Annotated in this window: 14 protein-coding genes; 9 read left to right on the plus strand and 5 right to left on the minus strand. The window is 40.5% G+C overall.

Annotation, left to right across the window (positions count from 1 at the left end):
- Position 1: 1 nt before the first annotated feature.
- Both ABJF11_RS02990 and ABJF11_RS02995 read right to left on the minus strand, forming a co-directional pair.
- A complete protein-coding gene (locus ABJF11_RS02990) occupies positions 2–1021 on the minus strand; it encodes an SUMF1/EgtB/PvdO family nonheme iron enzyme (RefSeq protein ID WP_348117964.1) in 1020 nt (339 codons plus the stop codon).
- A gap of 19 nt (positions 1022–1040) precedes the next feature.
- Positions 1041–1403, minus strand: a complete 363-nt coding sequence (locus ABJF11_RS02995) for an STAS/SEC14 domain-containing protein (RefSeq protein WP_348117965.1) — start codon at positions 1401–1403, stop codon at positions 1041–1043.
- 236 nt (positions 1404–1639) lie between these two features.
- On the opposite strand from ABJF11_RS02995, the gene ABJF11_RS03000 reads away from it, so the two are divergent.
- The 8 genes from ABJF11_RS03000 (at position 1640) to dnaN (ending at position 11314) form a co-directional block, all read left to right on the plus strand.
- On the plus strand, positions 1640–2464 hold the full coding sequence (locus ABJF11_RS03000; protein WP_348117966.1) for a purine-nucleoside phosphorylase: 825 nt from the start codon (positions 1640–1642) through the stop codon (positions 2462–2464).
- Positions 2465–2473: 9 nt separating this feature from the next.
- Positions 2474–3193, plus strand: coding sequence for an SDR family NAD(P)-dependent oxidoreductase (locus ABJF11_RS03005; RefSeq protein WP_348117967.1), 720 nt, complete (start codon positions 2474–2476; stop codon positions 3191–3193).
- Positions 3194–3216: 23 nt separating this feature from the next.
- Positions 3217–4134: a gliding motility-associated ABC transporter ATP-binding subunit GldA gene (gene gldA / locus ABJF11_RS03010; protein WP_348117969.1), complete on the plus strand. Its 918-nt coding sequence runs from the start codon at positions 3217–3219 to the stop codon at positions 4132–4134.
- Positions 4135–4863 (plus strand): gliding motility-associated ABC transporter permease subunit GldF, encoded by a 729-nt coding sequence (gldF, locus tag ABJF11_RS03015; RefSeq protein ID WP_348117970.1) that lies wholly within the window; start codon positions 4135–4137, stop codon positions 4861–4863.
- The gene (gene gldG / locus ABJF11_RS03020; RefSeq protein WP_348117972.1) at positions 4857–6542 is read left to right on the plus strand and encodes a gliding motility-associated ABC transporter substrate-binding protein GldG; all 1686 of its coding nucleotides are present in this window, start codon (positions 4857–4859) and stop codon (positions 6540–6542) included. The genes gldF and gldG overlap by 7 nt, the downstream gene beginning before the upstream one ends.
- Positions 6543–6549: 7 nt before the next feature.
- Positions 6550–7488, plus strand: a complete 939-nt coding sequence (locus tag ABJF11_RS03025) for a DUF4340 domain-containing protein (protein WP_348117973.1) — start codon at positions 6550–6552, stop codon at positions 7486–7488.
- Between the two features lie 107 nt (positions 7489–7595).
- Positions 7596–9977: a heavy metal translocating P-type ATPase gene (locus ABJF11_RS03030; RefSeq protein ID WP_348117974.1), complete on the plus strand. Its 2382-nt coding sequence runs from the start codon at positions 7596–7598 to the stop codon at positions 9975–9977.
- 209 nt (positions 9978–10186) lie between these two features.
- Entirely contained in the window at positions 10187–11314 is a 1128-nt protein-coding gene (gene dnaN, locus ABJF11_RS03035; protein ID WP_348117975.1) for a DNA polymerase III subunit beta, read from the plus strand.
- An 88-nt stretch (positions 11315–11402) separates the two neighbouring features.
- On the opposite strand, the gene ABJF11_RS03040 is transcribed toward dnaN, so the two are convergent.
- The 3 genes from ABJF11_RS03040 to ABJF11_RS03050 all read right to left on the minus strand — a co-directional run bounded on the left by ABJF11_RS03040 (position 11403) and on the right by ABJF11_RS03050 (position 15767).
- The gene (locus ABJF11_RS03040) at positions 11403–12533 is read right to left on the minus strand and encodes a carboxypeptidase-like regulatory domain-containing protein (RefSeq protein WP_348117977.1); all 1131 of its coding nucleotides are present in this window, start codon (positions 12531–12533) and stop codon (positions 11403–11405) included.
- Positions 12534–12752: 219 nt separating this feature from the next.
- The gene (locus ABJF11_RS03045) at positions 12753–14123 is read right to left on the minus strand and encodes a TlpA disulfide reductase family protein (RefSeq protein WP_348117979.1); all 1371 of its coding nucleotides are present in this window, start codon (positions 14121–14123) and stop codon (positions 12753–12755) included.
- 30 nt (positions 14124–14153) lie between these two features.
- Positions 14154–15767 carry a PAS domain S-box protein gene (locus ABJF11_RS03050; RefSeq protein ID WP_348117980.1) on the minus strand — a complete coding sequence of 538 codons (1614 nt, stop codon included), beginning with the start codon at positions 15765–15767 and terminating at the stop codon, positions 14154–14156.
- A 218-nt stretch (positions 15768–15985) separates the two neighbouring features.
- Between ABJF11_RS03050 and ABJF11_RS03055 the strand changes: the two genes are divergently transcribed.
- Positions 15986–16870 carry a DMT family transporter gene (locus ABJF11_RS03055; protein ID WP_348117981.1) on the plus strand — a complete coding sequence of 295 codons (885 nt, stop codon included), beginning with the start codon at positions 15986–15988 and terminating at the stop codon, positions 16868–16870.
- The last annotated feature ends 40 nt before the right edge of the window (positions 16871–16910 follow it).

Genomic DNA, 16910 nt, shown 5'->3' on the forward strand with positions numbered 1-16910 from the left:
GTTAGCGAACAATTTTGGTAACACATCGAAATCCAATGTCCGTCTGATAGTCAAATTCGGTAGTGTGCTCGAACAATTCAGCATGAGAATTGCCAGTTTTATAACTACCACCAATAGCATAGCCTTCCTGTACGATTTCTTTCACGTTGCCATACATGTTGTATGAGCCAGTGACTCTTGGTTCAAAACCATAAATATAGAATGGGATTTCCTTTTTGATAGCGAATGCCGTGCCATGGTCAAGGTTGACGTTGTAGCCATAAACCACCTCAGCGTCCAGTATCTTCTCATCAGCAAATCCTTTATTTATTATGTCATTAGCAAGAAACTCCAGACCTTTTTTGTTGAGCTCATGGGTTCGATCCTTGATTTCTTTGGCACTGTGTCCAGCCGCCCGTTTCCACTCATGTTCGCTCGGTAGTCGACCAACATATCTGTATTTTTTGTATTTGCTCTCATTCTCAAGGAACACCTGCAAGCCTTCATTAAGATTTCTTGCTCGCCAGTCACAGTAAGTCTGTGCACTCAATGGATTGATGCCTATGACGGGAAAAAAATAGAACTCAGGGTTGTTGTAGTAGTCATCCATATACTTGTCATCCAGTACAGGTAGATAACTATCATGTATGGCTACACCTGAATCTCTCTCTACAAAATGGAGAAACTCATGATAATGTATGTTGGCTACTTCAGTCGCATCGATGTATACCTTTTTAAACACTGGAATAGTATGTGGTGGAACTATATATAGCTGAAAATACAGCGGATTATTTTTGTTCTCTTTTTGTTTCCACGGATCAAAAAAACCTTCATAAAAAACAGACTGCTCAGAGTGTTCATTTACATTTTGCAATAGCAGTCGGTCGATCTCATACACTTTATTATAGGTATATATCTCACGATCTGTGATTTCAGAAACTGGACTAGGGTCCAATGCTGTGGGGTGTTTTTTGCTTTGGGCATTCAGTTCAAGGCTAAGCAGGCTTAGCCCAAAGGAGACTAGTAATATTGATAATTTCATTAATTCAATTATTGCTTATTTAATTGCAAACCCATTCAACGGCTTCATCCATTTTGCCGTCATCAAATCTCATTACTTTTGCTGATTCAAAATGATTCTTAAGACCGGGAAAAGTCGTAATTAAATTGTCCTCTGTCATAAAGCCTATTTTGTCAATTGCTTTATGGTGATCTTTTACGAATTTCAAATGTTGGAATAAGCCATCAAGATTATCCCAGCCCGGAAATTTCCTGACTTTGAAAATTAGACCCTGCAATTTGCCGGTCTCTTCAATAAAGTGATTTAATTCTTTGGTTAGGTTTTTCATATCGATCACTGAAACGGGAGCGGTGATCGATAATATGACATAAGCTTGGTCTTTGTGTAGACTTAGATTAATCATAAAACTATTTTTTTAGGTTGCTGAATTTAAAAATACATCAATTAATTTAATATTCATGTAACAAAAAGCAGCCTATTCGATGAATGAAATTTATTACAGGATGACTGCGCTATAAATTCTTGGGATAGCAATAAGTTTTATTCATAAAGTACAGATACGTTCCTCGTACATTCTTGAAATTTCACACAATTTTTGAAACCCTCATGTTATCTTAGCACTTCACTATTACTATAGAAATGGACTACCTGTTGCGAATCAAGGAAGCTACTGATTATATCAAGCAAAAAGTAAGTTTTGAGCCTGAATATGGTATTATCTTAGGTACAGGGCTCGGTGCCTTGGTAGAAGATGTGAAGGTGGAAGACTCGATCCACTACGAAGACATTCCTCACTTTCCAGTTTCCACCGTAGAATCGCATTCAGGGACACTGATCTTCGGCTATCTTGGTGATAAAAAAGTAGTAGTGATGAAGGGGAGGTTTCACTTCTATGAAGGATATTCTATGAAGGAGGTCACCTTTCCCGTCCGAGTAATGAAATTGTTAGGTATTAAGAAATTGATCATCTCCAATGCATCGGGAGCGCTGAATCCAGGATATCAAAAGAGCGAGCTTATGATCCTAAATGATCATATAAACCTACAAACAGACAATCCATTAGTAGGAAAAAATTTGGATGAAATGGGTGTAAGGTTTCCAGACATGAGTGAGCCCTATGATCAGAAAATGATTGAGGCCGCTGTCAAAATAGGTGCCGAAGAAAATATACCTTTGCACCAGGGCGTTTATGTCGGTGTGAATGGGCCCAACCTTGAAACAAGAGCTGAGTATAATATGCTTAGAGTCATAGGCGCAGATGCGGTTGGTATGTCAACTGTGCCCGAAAATATAGTAGCCCGACAGATGGATATACCGGTATTTGCAGTATCTGTTCTTACAGATCTGTGTTATCCCGGTCATATTAAGAAAATATCCGTAGAAGAAGTGATAGAAGCAGCGATGAAGGCTGAGCCCTATTTAACAATGTTGATTAAGAAGGTGATTGCCGCCGATAAAATATAAATTTAAGCCGTGAAAATAGTACATAGCAATATGAGTTTAGAAGGAAGAGTTGCCATCGTGACCGGTTCGAGCAAAGGTATTGGGTTGGAAATGGTAAAGTTGCTATTGTCCAAAGGGGTGAAGGTAGCAGGATGGAGTCGATCAGACAATGATTTCTCAGATCCTAACTATCTGTTCATTTCAGTAGATGTGAGTGACCCGGAAAGCGTGTCTCATGCCTACCGTCAAACTGCCGAGATGCTTGGTGAAGACATAGACATTTTGATCAACAATGCAGGAATGGGTCATTTTGGGATGATGGATGAAATGCCGTTTGAACAGTGGAAACAGATGTTTGATGTCAATGTTCATGGAATCTATTTTGCTTCTAACGCCGTCATTCCTAAGATGAAAGAATTGGATCGAGGTCATATTATCAATATTGGTTCTATTGCTGGTAGAAATCCTGTCAAAGGCATGGTCGGATATGCAGGCACAAAACATGCGGTGACTGGCATCTCGCATTCAATGTTTATGGAGCTAAGAGACTTTGGTATCAAAGTGACCTGTATCTATCCGGGCAGTGTGAATACAAATTTCTTTGATGACATAGACGCAGTGACAGCCAATGAGAATATGATGAGACCTGAAGATGTGGCAAAGAGCGTGGTGCACTGCCTCGAAACCCATCCTAATTTCCTTCCAGTGGATTTTGAAGTCCGTCCACTCAGACCCAAACCCACCAAATAACAGCTAACCCAAATCGATTTTCCTTGTCTATAGAAGTACTAAACCTTACGAAACTATACGGTCCGCAGAAAGCTGTAGATGCGATTTCTTTTTCAGCGAAAAAGGGGGAGATCTTAGGTTTTTTAGGACCTAATGGAGCTGGTAAATCTACCACCATGAAAATAGCGACCGGTTATTTGGGAGCTACATCTGGATCGGTTGAAATCGAAGGTATAGATATAGAGAGAAACCCGCTGGAGGCTAAAAAAAAGATTGGCTATCTGCCAGAGCACAATCCATTGTATCTGGATATGTATATACACGAGTTTCTTGCTTTTACCGGCAAGATCAACCAAATGAAAAGCTCAGAGATGAAAAATGGAGTGAAACGTGTGGTGGAAATGTGTGGACTGACACTTGAACAAAACAAAAAAATAGGACAACTTTCTAAAGGATATCGTCAACGTGTGGGATTGGCACAAGCACTCCTGCACGATCCACCAGTCTTGATATTGGATGAACCGACAACAGGTCTCGACCCAAATCAAATCCTGGAAATACGCCGATTGATAAAAGAAGTGAGCAAAGACAAAACAGTCATTTTCTCCTCACACATCATGCAAGAAGTGGAGGCACTATGCGACCGGGTCGTCTTGATCAATAAGGGCAGGCTTATCGCAGACAAACCTATAGCCGAATTTTCTAAAGGCTCAACCGGTGAGGCCATGCTACGTGTTGAATTCAAAGTACCAATCGATACTGCTCCTTTGGCAGCGATAGAAGAAGTACTGGAGGTGAGCGAAATCCAGCCAGGAATATACAAGCTAAAAGTGAAGGAGAGCGAAGCAGCTAGAAGTGCAGTTTTCAAACTGGCAGGGGAGTCCAACCTACCACTGGTCGGGCTTCAGGAAGAAGAGAGTTCTTTCGACGAAATTTTCCACTTACTGACTAAAGAGAATTAAATGCTGGCGGTATTTGTAAAAGAGATAAATAGTTTTCTAAACAGCCTGATCGCATACATCGTGATCGCAGTCTTCCTGACATCAATAGGTCTGCTCATGTGGGTTTTTCCAGAAAGCAGTATTCTAGAGTATGGGTACGCAGACATGAGCTCACTATTTACTTTGGGGCCATATGTCTTTATGTTTTTGATCCCGGCTATTACCATGCGATTCTTTTCTGAAGAAAAAAGAATAGGCACTGAAGAGTTGCTGATGACCAAACCACTATCAAACTTTCAAATCATTCTGGGAAAGTATTTTGCAGGATTTGCACTTGTGGTCATGTCGATTGTACCTACTTTGATCTATTTCTACTCTGTCTACACCTTGGGAAACCCTATAGGAAATCTCGATGTATCAGGCACCGTGGGGTCCTATGTTGGGTTGGTCTTATTAGGAGGGGTGTTTGTAGCCATCGGCGTTTTTTCATCTGCCCTTACGGACAATCAGGTAGTAGCCTTTGTGCTCTCAGTCTTTTTATGTTTTGTGATTTATTCCGGGCTATCCTCCATGGCTACCATAGATGTATGGGGCAATGCCTCCATATGGCTTGAGCAAATGAGCCTGGTATTTCATTACGATTCGTTGAGCCGTGGGTTGATCGATATCTCAGATCTGGTTTATTTCGTGAGTGTCATTGCAATAATGATTCTCTTGACTCAACTTAAACTCGACGCAAAGAAATGGTGAGAGTAAAACAAGTAGAGAGTTTGTTAAAATTGAGTATCGGTATTCTGCTGATTGTGATTTTGAATCAACTTGCCGGTCTATTTCCTATGCGTCTGGATTTGACAGAAGAAAAGAGGTACTCGGTTACTCCAGCCACCAGAGCTTTATTGGGAGATCTGCAAGAGACGGTATATGTCCAAGTTTTCCTCGAAGGAGAAATGCCTGCTGGATTCAAAAGATTGCGCAATGCAATTGAAGAGACACTGAACCAATTTGACTACTATGCCGATGGTCAGATTCAAGTAGATTTTATAGATCCATCTGCCGCACTAAATGAAAAGGCCCGAAACGAATATTTTCGTTCTCTGCTACAAAGAGGCCTACAGCCCACAAATCTTTCGTACAAACGCGATGGCAACAAAACTGAAAAATTGATTTTCCCGGGTGCTATTGTTACCTATTTTGGGCAAGAAATCCCAGTGACATTGCTGAGAGGTAGTCAGTCTGCCACCTCCGAAGAACGACTCAATCAATCGATAGAAGGACTGGAGTATGAATTGGCCAGCGCCATCAGAACTTTGTCCAATGACAGAAGGAAAACGGTAGCGCTGATAAGAGGGCACAATGAGCCAGACAGTTTAAACCTTGCCGGTCTTACTAACGCCCTTTTGGAAAAATATGACGTGTTTAACGTAACACTGGATAATAAAAACCGAGCTCTGAACAGATTCGATGCTATTCTATTTCCAAAGCCGACTTCTGGATTTTCACCTCAGGAAAAATTTCAAATAGATCAGTACATTCTGAACGGAGGCAAAGCACTGTTTTTTGTGGATGCACTACGAGTGAATATGGACAGTGCAAGTGGTGAAGGTACCTTTGCCTTCCCTTATGAACTGGAGCTTGATGATATGTTTTTCAAATATGGGGTACGGATCAATCGTGACTATGTGCAAGATATAGTGTGCGGAGAATATCCGATAGTAGCTGGTAACATGGGCGCTCAGGCTCAAATCAGAATGCTACCCTGGCCATTTTTTCCTATGGTCAATAATTTTGGCAATCATCCAATCGTAAAAAATCTTGACGCCGTATCTATGAAATTTGTCTCCACTATCGATACAGTGAAGGCACAGGGAATTACTAAAATACCACTGCTAAAGACCTCGCAGTATACCATGGTGAATCAAGCTCCTGTAAAGGTGGCTTTCAACGAGTTGAGAAAAAATCTGGACCCTGATCGATTCAATCATGGATCAAAAAACGTATCGTATTTACTGAAAGGGAAATTTACTTCGCTCTATAAAAACAGAATTTTACCCAAAGGAGTAGATAAGAGCAATTTCAGAGAAAATGGTGAAGAGACCAGTATCTTAATCTGCTCTGATGGGGACATGATCCGCAATGAGTTTAGTATTAAAGACGGTACACCACTAGAGCTCGGCCTGAGTCCATATAGTCAAATGAAGTTTGCAAACAAAGATTTCGTTATGAACGCCTTGGATTTTATGCTAAACGATCAAGGATTGATAGTCTCAAAAAACAAGTCGTTCGCCATCAGGCCTTTGGATAAAGTAAGAATAGCGAATGAAAAGCTAACGTGGCAGTTAGTAAACCTGGTATTGCCACTATTGGTGCTACTGATTTATGGAGTACTCAGAGCCTATTGGAGAAAGAAAAAGTACGCTCATTATAAGTGATTAGTTGATGAACAGAGTAAAGAAGCTTAGTGTAATATTTGTTGGCCTACTGATCGTATCGCTTGCTCTTCACTGGATCGGTAATAGAGAAAAATCCTCCAAAGTCAATAAGGAACTATTTGCGGTTGCAGATACTACTCAAATTGAAAATATTACAATTATCACTGAAGCCAGCACGATCTCTATCAATCGTGAGGTGCCTTTCTGGACACTCAACGGTCAGTATAAGGTGGACCCGCAACTTGTATATTTATCCCAGCGCATACTGAGTCATGTAGAAGTGCAGCGTCATGTGAGTAAGTCAAATTTCGAAGACATTAAAAATGAACTCAAAAACTCAGGAAGTCAGGTGACTATCAATCTAAAAGATGGATCTGAGAAGCAATTTTATACGGGTGGAAACACGGCTAAGACAACGGCCTATTTCGCAAACGATGACCTCACTGAAATCTATATTGTTACAATTCCGGGATACAAGAGCTACCTCTCAGGGATTTTTGAATTATCACTGAATCAATGGCGTGATAGAGTGTTATTCTCATCCAGCTGGCGAACTATTCAGCAGTTGAAAATTGACTATACGAGTGCCAAGAACCAAGACCTTGAAATAGTATTTGACGGTAATTTTCTTGCTGTGAAGCAAGTCTCTCAGCTGGACACTGCTAAGCTAATTGAATACCTTGAGCCCTTTGAACAGTTTCAAGTCAATGACTACCTTGATCAAGGAAACTTCCCAAGGTATGACAGTCTACTCGGAGTTGAGCCGCTCGCTATACTGGCCTTGAAAGATATCGATACGAAGAAAGATCAGGTTCTTACAATTTTTCCTAAAATTGAAGGGGAAAGATTCTACCTGCTGACTAATAAGTCTAGTGAAATGCTGGTAGTAGATGAGCGAAGAATGGAACGTTTATTATTTGACCCATCACAATTTATACGAGACTAATTGCCTTGTACTTCTTGCAGTTCGTATTAGATTGTTTGTACTTCATTACGGAATTTTACATTTGCTAAATTTGTTGAATCCCTGAACATCATATTGATTTAAACACGATGGAAAAACCTTATCATGTGAGTGGTATGTCATGCAATGGATGCAAGACCCATGTCGAAGAAGCTCTAAGCCAGGTACCTGGAGTGACAAATGCTGAGGTGCATTTGAAAGAAGATAAGGTGGTTGTTTCTTCACAACACGAAATCTCTATTGATGGCTTGAAAAATGCCCTTGAGGGGTCATTATATCATCTCGATGACTGGTCAGATCAGTCCCATAAGAAGGTGCTAGCTCCGATGCCAGCAATCAAAAAGAAACCAACCTCAGGAGTCTACTATTGCCCAATGCACTGCGAAGGAGAAAAAACCTATAATCGATCAGGAGACTGTCCGGTATGCGGTATGGATTTGGTAGCTCAGGAATCAGCCGATGGTCAAGAAGACCAGTCCTATAGGCTTCTCTTAAGGAAATTCAGGGTAGCCGTCGCTTTCACTGTACCACTTTTTCTCATAGCGATGTCTGATATGCTTCCAAGTGGAATCCAGATGGATTGGATGCCTGATAATTTCATTAGCTGGGTCCAATTGTTACTTTCCATTCCGGTGGTATTCTATGCTACATGGATGTTTTTTCAGCGGGCTTATACATCAGTGGTCACAGGCAACTACAACATGTTCACTTTGATTGGGATTGGAGCAGGAGTAGCTTGGCTTTTCAGTCTTTTTAGTTTGCTTTTTCCAGGATTACTGCCAGATCAATTCCGCACAGAGGCTGGCGCCACCCACCTTTATTTTGAATCAGCGACCGTGATACTCACGCTAGTCTTGCTAGGTCAGGTGCTCGAGGCGCGTGCCCATCGAAAAACCAGCTCTGCCGTTAGAGCCTTACTGAAATTGACACCGAATGAAGCCATAAGAGTCGAGAACGGTAATGATATAAAAATTCACGTGGATGACATTAGGTTAGGAGACGTACTTCGGGTGAGGCCAGGTGATCAGGTCCCTGTAGATGGTGAGATAGTCTCAGGCACTGGCTTCATTGACGAATCTATGATTACCGGTGAGCCACTATCGGTCGAAAAAGGGACAGGTTCCAAAGTAAGTGCTGGTACGCTCAATGGTAAGCACTCCTTCACGATGATGGCTAAGAAAATTGGTTCTGATACACTTTTAGCGCAGATCATCGCTATGGTCAATAGTGCGAGTAGAAGTAGAGCGCCTATTCAGAAAATAGCTGATAAAATCTCTGGCTATTTTGTTCCAATAGTAGTTTTGATTTCTATCCTCACATTTATTGCCTGGGTGATATTTGGGCCTGACCCCAAATTTGTCTTCGCCATGGTCAATGCCATTGCGGTATTGATCATCGCTTGCCCATGTGCATTAGGCCTCGCCACTCCGATGAGCGTGATGGTAGGAGTCGGAAAAGGAGCCAATTTGGGGGTGCTAATCAAGGATGCTGCGTCCTTGGAGAAAATGGATGAGGTCGATACGCTGATCATTGATAAGACCGGTACGGTGACCGAGGGAAAACCTTCTGTAGAAAAGGTCATCACTTTTAACGAAGACCTCGATCGGGTCATTCAGCTTGTCGGCTCGGCGAACAGTCAGAGTGAACACCCGCTGGCAGAAGCCACCTTGCAGTATGCAAGAGAAAAAGGAGTCGAACTCTTGGAGATCACTGATTTTGAGTCCGCTACCGGCAAAGGTGTGGTCGCAAAGGTTCAGAATGCTATGATCCATGTTGGCAATGAAAAGCTGATGGAAGAGAATCAAATACTAATAAGTACTACAAATAAAGAGGAAGCAGCGAAATATCGAGCCTTAGGTAAGACTGTCACTTTCGTGGCCAAAGAGGGTCAGATTGTAGGCGCCATAGTTATTTCTGATAAGATTAAAACCACAAGCAAGGGTGCCCTCGACGAATTGAAAAACTTAGGTATAGAAATAATAATGATGACCGGTGACAATGCCTTGTCTGCCGGGGTCGTAGCCAAATCATTAGGTTTAGAATCTGTCATCGCTGAGTGCCTACCCGAGGACAAGATGAACAAAGTGCGCGAACTGCAGGCCAGCGGAAGGGTGGTGGCTATGGCTGGAGATGGAATCAACGATGCACCAGCACTTGCTCTATCTGATGTAGGCATAGCTATGGGTACTGGTACAGATGTAGCGATAGAGAGCGCTTCTATAGCATTAGTGCAAGGGGATCTTAACGGCATCCTAAAAGCCAAAAAGCTCAGCCATCAGGTGCTGCGCAATATCAAGCAAAATCTGTTTTTTGCTTTGATATATAACGGTTTGGGTGTACCGCTGGCGGCAGGAGTATTATTTCCATTCTTTGGAATTTTACTTTCCCCTATGATTGCAGCTCTGGCTATGAGTTTTAGTTCCGTTTCTGTTATTACCAATGCGTTAAGACTTAGGGCGATCAAGATATAACTCAGGTTAAATAGGTGATTAAACAGGTGCCAATTGAAGGCTGTGAAAAGAGCCCAGTCTTATGAATTAATATCCAATTTTGGCTCAAAAAACACTCCATAAAAACGTTAGTTTATTATTAGCATTTTATCATTAACTTTGACTCAAAATTGGGATGACTCTTACCTCACCCTGTTTTTGCATCTACAAACTTAAATATAGACTAGCGAATGAAATTCATTGTTTCTTCCTCATACCTACTAAAACAGTTGTCTGCCATCAATGGTGTAATCACGACCAATCCGGTGGTTCCAATTCTGGAAAATTTCTTATTCGAGATCAATGACGGAAAACTGACCATTACCGCCTCAGATTTACAAACTTCTATGATTACTGAATTAGAAGTGGAGGCCAAAGAAAACGGCAATATTGCTGTACCATCAAAAATATTGCTGGAGACGCTTAGAAACCTTCCAGAGCAGCCAGTCACTTTTTCGATCGACGAAGAAACGTACAGCATTGAAATCAACTCTGACAATGGCCGATACAAGTTGGCTGGAGAGAATGCAACAGATTTCCCTAAAGTACCTAGCGTGTCTGACGGCAACGATGTCAATATTTCTTCTGATGTACTTGGCAACGCCATCAACAATACGATCCTTGCTACGAGTAGCGACGAACTCCGACCAGCAATGACTGGTGTCTATTTGAATTTATCGGAAACGAACACCACTTTTGTTGCAACTGACGGTCATAGATTAATCAGATATCGAAGAGTGGATATTGCCTCTGACAATGGGGCTGCTATGATTATTCCGAGAAAAGCCTTGACGCTGCTCAAATCAACTTTGCCAAGTAGCAATACCAACGTCAATGTGCAGTACAATGTGGCCAACGCTTTCTTTAAGTTTGATGGTATACATATGGTGTGTAGACTGATCGATGAGCGCTTCCCTGATTACGAAAATGTAATACCGTCTGACAATGAAAATGAAATGATCATTGACAGAACAGAGCTTTTGGGGTCGCTAAAAAGAATAGCTATCTACGCAAATAAGACTACTCATCAGGTTAGACTAAAAATAACAGGCAGCGAGCTTGTGATTTCGTCTGAAGATCTTGACTTCTCAAACGAAGCCAACGAAAGGCTCTCTTGTGATCATAATGGTGCGGATATCGAAATTGGATTCAATGGCAAATTTCTCATAGAAATGTTGGCCAATATAGATTCTACTCAAGTATCTATGAAGTTTTCTGAGCCAAACAAAGCCGGATTACTTTTTCCAGTAGACAAGGATGACAATGAAGATCTATTGATGCTTGTCATGCCAGTCATGTTGAGTAATTATTCTGCTTAATAGCTGAAAGAAGAATGCATTTTCTTCGAAAGATATAAACAAAAAGCCCTGCAATGCGGGGCTTTTTTATTATCCGAAAATAAGGCTATTAAAAGCCCAATGTCTGTTTTTCCTTAGCGCTCAGCTTGATGTAATTAAATCCTTCCCAGAAGTTCTCCGAGAAAGACGAGGCGTGGTTGAAAAATATGTCATTTTTAGTAAGAGCCTCGGTCAACTCAGGTCTTTTTTTAACAGATTCGAAATCGGTCACTACCAGCAAAGCTTCAAAAGTAATAGGCTCTCCATTCTGCTCCCATTGTCCTAGGTAGGATACGCGGTGAATGTACCAGCTGCTGTTGACTTCCTTATATTCTTCAATCCATTTTACTTTTTTCCAAAATTGTTGGCCATTGAGGACTGGTTGGTATTCGGCTCTGATGACTGCCTTAGACTTAGAATCTATAAATATGGTACCCGAGGAGTTACCTTTTTTATTTTTCGGTTCAAAATGTATTTTGAAAATCTCTTTACCGTCATACCAGGTCAAACCTTCTTTACTAAATTCATAGTTGTTCAGCATGTCAGCATTTATAAAGCTATCGGCTCGTCTGGTGATGCCATTGATCATGTCAGTCGCATGACCATTAATAAGTGGCATGACCATAGTATCAAGAGATGCAAAGACTTTTTTGCGTGTTTTTCTTGGGTGAATAGTGGCTTTTTCTTTGCTATAGACAGTGGGGTAGTAGATGTCGAAAATGCCCTCGGCCAGATATATGCATTCATCATTGGAGCTAACGGTCTCCTTATAATAAGATGACAGCAATTGATTAGAAAACTCGTAATTGATCTGATGATAAGTATTGACATCCTCCAGGAGCTGGTCTGCTCTAACGACTATTACCTCATCAAGTATCTCTGTTTTCGGTATAAGCGTTACCTTCAGTTTGGTATTGTCATAGGTAAGTGGAACTATCGCCGTTTCATACCCTATGAATTTTATGAGTAGTGAGTTTTCGGGCTGATGATAGGTGATTTGAAAAACAAATTCCCCATCAAGATTGGTAGTGGTACCAGTATTGTCGTAGATGATATTGGCAAACGGTAGTGGCTCGTTGGTTTTTTGGTCTATGACCTGACCTGATACCTTCAATAAGGCGCCTTCTTCAAAATCGTAAATGTAGGCTTGACTACAGTAGCTATACAATAATGCTACGCATAATAATATTAATTGCTTCATGGCATTCTTACTCTAACTAATTATTGAATGACAATATTCTTTAGCTGATCATCGAATAATACCAATCCATTGCTGATTAATAATATCAGTAAGATAAATATAAAATTAGAATAATTGCTAATTATTCAACCGGTCAATACTCATATTCATCGAATAGAATATTGCTTCACGCGCATTGCTTTATGAAAATTGCAATTATTTATATTGAAAATTATGTGTTTAGGAATTTGAGACAAGTGATTGAAGCAACTCTCTTATTTGTGGATCAGAGGGCCGTGCTGCATTAGGGTCGATAATATTACCTTCCGTGTCCAGAACAATAAATCTTGGTATACCATCAATTGCATAGGCTTTTACAAAGTCAGATTGCCAACTGTTGTCCGCATAGAGCTGAATACCGCTTAGCTCTTTAGATGCGACCATTGACTGCCACTTTTCATAATCCTTTTTCTCATCTATAGAAATACTTACAAAGGCCACCGATGCATCATGATAATCGCTTTCCAGCTGTTTGAGCGCAGGTATCTCTCGGAGGCAAGGTCCGCACCAAGTAGCCCAGACATCTATATAAACATAACTTCCTCTGAGGTCAGACAGACTAACTGTCTCGCCTTCTATACTTTCAAAAGCAAAACTTGGCGAAGCCATGCCTTTTTGTAATTTTCTGATTTTTGCAATTTTTTCAGTCAGCTTAGCATGTGTGAGAGAATCCGATGTGATTGATATTATACCCTCATAGATGGCTTCCGCATTTTCGTTGCCAGGCTGAACCTTTCTAGAATAGTCAGGCACCAAATCTTCTCTGATAACCTCTGACGGAATTTGTTTAATTGCGCTAAAAGCCTCGCCAATTTCTCCACGCTCCATCATAGCCCCAAAGTAGGCCTGCAAAAGACGTTTGTAATTACTTAGTAGAATAAAATCGACCTCGTTAGCCAAATCTATATTGCTCAGGTGCTGATTAAACTCAGCAGGCACACGGTAGGAGAAATCCTTTGTGGCAAACTGATGATAATATTCATAGTTGGCGAATTGAGTCAGATATTCGTAGTTGATATTCCTTTTCTCTATTTCTACAAATGATTTATTCTGAATAGCGGATTGATCCAGTAGATCGTTCATTTTTGATTTCCAATCAACTAAAATTTCTACGAATCCATCTTCTTCTTTGGAAAACAAAGTTTGAAAATCAATTGTCATTTCTTCATCAAGCCTGGCTTTGTTAGCCAGATAGTTGTTTTCTGTAGTCCCGTTACCTTCTCCGGTAAACTGGAGCGTTTCATCAAATAGCTCTTGATCTAATTCAAGACTAATTTCATATCCATGATCTAAAAAGACATTGGTTCTTTCCCTACCTGAGTAGAATAGGTAGTATCCTTGATCTACTCTAAGCGTATCGTAAAATGTGCCATCAGCATTCATATCGATGTCGTAGGAATAGTTGTTTCCTTTTACTGTGACATAACTGATGTTTCCTGGATTGATGATTTTACCTGATAATAATACGAAGTCTTTTGTATTATTTGGCTGACAAGCGACAAGAAGACCTATTACCAATAGGTAGGTGAGTGTTTTGAGTTTTTTTGACATGAGTAATGTTGTTTTATTCTAGCAAGATAATTATTCTTTTGGAAGCTCAACAATGAATTTTGAACCGTTACCAATTTGGCTCTCCACTGAAATGTTTCCATTTAGTGCATTTACGTGACTTTTCACCAGGTATAATCCTAGTCCACGGCCTTCCATTTTTCCATCTAGTTTTTCATAGATCATGAACAATCTACTTTCATTTGCGTCCAGATCTATCCCAATGCCATTATCGCAGACGGAGAGTATATAGCTAGATTGTGTTTCTGCAAAACTCAACTTTACCTTAGGTTGGCTGTCTTTGCTTCTAAACTTGATCGCATTGTCAATAAGATAAACCAGGATGTTTTTGAAGAATTCTGGTACCGACTTAATTTGTGCATCCGGTAGGATATCAAATTCTATACAAATTTGGTTGTCGTTGATCACAGACTGAAAATTCGACATCACCTCCTGAGCTGTTTGGTCCACGATGATCACTTCTCTCAATTTTTTCTCACCTTCTCGGACTGTAAGTGTCCGATTCAGATCCTTGATGATCAGATCTAGGTTCAGTGTGCTTTGTTCTATAAGATTGAGTATTTCCAGATTATCAGAGGTGGCTGTTGATTTGTCAAATATTTTGGTGAGGCCCATCATATTAGCCAATGGGCTGCGTAGATTATGAGACAGAATAAATGCGAACTCTTCCAAATCCTTATTTTGTCCTTTTAGTTTTTCAATTAAACTGGACTTCTCTTTTTCACTTTCCACTCGCTCCGAGATGTCCTGAATGATTCCGTGAAGTTCATTGCCTTCTATCAAAGAGTTTTGCTCTCCTATAAAAGTACTTCCATTTCTTCGCTGGAAGAAGGTCTGGTAATCTGTCAACTTCCCACTATCATCCAACTCATCCAACAGGTTTTCTCGATCCTTTGGATTAGCATATAGCGCGAAGCAGTTTTGCTGCAGCAGCTCTTCTTCCGACTCGAATCCAAACATGTCCACCATCGCTTGGTTTACAAACAATAGTTCTCCCTTTACATTGGATCGAAAGATGGCAACCGGTAGACTATCGGCGAGTAGATGATATTTTTTCTTTTCTTGAAATAGCGACTTAGATATCTCTTTTTGTGTGGTGATATCTTGTGCAGTTCCAAACAGGCTGAATGGTTTTTTGTTTTTATCGAAAATAGCTCGCCCAGTCGCAGCTATATATTTCATATTACCGGCTTGTGTTCGTATTCTATATTCCATTCTACGCTGCACTCTCCCGTTGAGGTGGTCACGCATAGATTGATCGAACATGGCACGATCCTCTTTCAATATCAATAGTCTAAGGCTATCTATATCTGGGCCATTTTCTGGAGGTAATTCGAATATGGTGTACATCTCATCCGACCAATAGATTTCATTAGTCCTGGTGTTCCATTCCCAACTTCCAATTTTTACTTCCTGCTGTGCTTGCCGAAGCATGAACTTCAGGTTTTTGTTTTCCTGAAGTAGTTTTTTGTTAGATGGTATTCGCTGCCTGATTCGGCGGTTCCACGCGCCTTGATAAATTGAGTATATACCGCTTCCGAGTATAAGCATACCCAATAGCGTACTCACAGTACTTTGTATTTCCATAAATGCTACTCTGCGAAACTGGTACAGGTGGATGTACATTTCGCATTTACTTTAATCCGATTTCTTTCTCAAGCCTAATCTATATCAAAAGCTTTTTACAGCCAAGTATTCGAAATAAAGATTAAAAGAAACTTGAATTAATTATTGTTAAGTACTTGATAATCAAATATTAATGAAATAAAATATTTTTCAATACTTGAATAGATACTTTAATTAATAAAAATCCTAGATTCGCCACCTGAAGAGATTCATTTCATATGAGTAAGAATCGAATGCTTGGAGTCGTGTTGGCTCTTTTAGGAGTAGTGCTATTCTCTGCAAAGGCAGTCATGGTCAAAATGGCTTATCGCCTTGAAATCGACGCGCTCTCATTGTTGCTACTTCGTATGCTATTTGCCTTGCCTGTATATCTTCTGATTGCTTTGATCAAAAAACCAAAGCAAGGTCAACCGATCAGCTTGAGAATATATCTTTGGATTATAGGACTTGGTATTGTGGGCTATTATTTGGCCAGCCTCTTCGACTTTTTAGGGCTGCAATATATCAAAGCCAGCCTGGAGAGAATTATTCTGTTCGTATATCCCACAATAGTAGTGTTGATCTTCTGGCTTTTATTTAAGCATAAGATTACCCGAAGGCAACTGCTAGCCATGTTGTTGACCTACTTTGGAATAGTACTGGCCTTTTCATTAGAATTGTCCCTACAAGGTGCTGATGCCCTCCTCGGTGCTGGTTTGGTTTTCTTGAGTGCTATTACCTATGCCTCATATATTGCTGGTAGCGGGTGGTTGATTCCAAAAATTGGCGCAAGTGTTTTTACGTCATATGCCATGATAATCTCCTGTCTATGCGTCATCCTGCATTACGCAATTGTTGGAAATTTCGACCTCATGAACTACTCTACAGAAGTCTACCTTCTGGGGTTGGCCATGGCGATATTGTCAACGGTGATTCCGTCCTATCTGGTGTCCTGGTCTATCAAGATAATAGGCGCGCCCAGCTTTGCTATAGTAGCCAGTTTTGGTCCTATATCTACAATTTTGATGGCTAGTTATTTTCTAGGTGAATCCATCCATGCATTACAATGGCTAGGTACTGTCTTGGTGCTAATTGGTGTATTTTTTGTATCTAGAAAAGATTAGTCAACAAAAAATGATTTCAATCATAAGCTACCTAAATATC

The sequence above is a fragment of the Reichenbachiella sp. genome (assembly GCF_039941815.1).
In the GTDB taxonomy this organism is placed as follows: domain Bacteria; phylum Bacteroidota; class Bacteroidia; order Cytophagales; family Cyclobacteriaceae; genus Reichenbachiella.

Bases quoted from the DNA above. Each gene is read 5' to 3' on its own strand.
- ABJF11_RS03055 (WP_348117981.1), top strand. From the start codon at position 15,986: ATGAGTAAGAATCGAATGCTTGGAGTCGTGTTGGCTCTTTTAGGAGTA.
- ABJF11_RS03030 (WP_348117974.1), top strand. From the start codon at position 7,596: ATGGAAAAACCTTATCATGTGAGTGGTATGTCATGCAATGGATGCAAG.
- gldG (WP_348117972.1), top strand. From the start codon at position 4,857: ATGGTGAGAGTAAAACAAGTAGAGAGTTTGTTAAAATTGAGTATCGGT.
- dnaN (WP_348117975.1), top strand. From the start codon at position 10,187: ATGAAATTCATTGTTTCTTCCTCATACCTACTAAAACAGTTGTCTGCC.
- gldF (WP_348117970.1), top strand. From the start codon at position 4,135: ATGCTGGCGGTATTTGTAAAAGAGATAAATAGTTTTCTAAACAGCCTG.
- ABJF11_RS03000 (WP_348117966.1), top strand. From the start codon at position 1,640: ATGGACTACCTGTTGCGAATCAAGGAAGCTACTGATTATATCAAGCAA.
- ABJF11_RS03025 (WP_348117973.1), top strand. From the start codon at position 6,550: ATGAACAGAGTAAAGAAGCTTAGTGTAATATTTGTTGGCCTACTGATC.
- ABJF11_RS02990 (WP_348117964.1), bottom strand. From the start codon at position 1,021: ATGAAATTATCAATATTACTAGTCTCCTTTGGGCTAAGCCTGCTTAGC.
- ABJF11_RS03045 (WP_348117979.1), bottom strand. From the start codon at position 14,123: ATGTCAAAAAAACTCAAAACACTCACCTACCTATTGGTAATAGGTCTT.
- ABJF11_RS03050 (WP_348117980.1), bottom strand. From the start codon at position 15,767: ATGTACATCCACCTGTACCAGTTTCGCAGAGTAGCATTTATGGAAATA.
- ABJF11_RS03040 (WP_348117977.1), bottom strand. From the start codon at position 12,533: ATGAAGCAATTAATATTATTATGCGTAGCATTATTGTATAGCTACTGT.
- ABJF11_RS02995 (WP_348117965.1), bottom strand. From the start codon at position 1,403: ATGATTAATCTAAGTCTACACAAAGACCAAGCTTATGTCATATTATCG.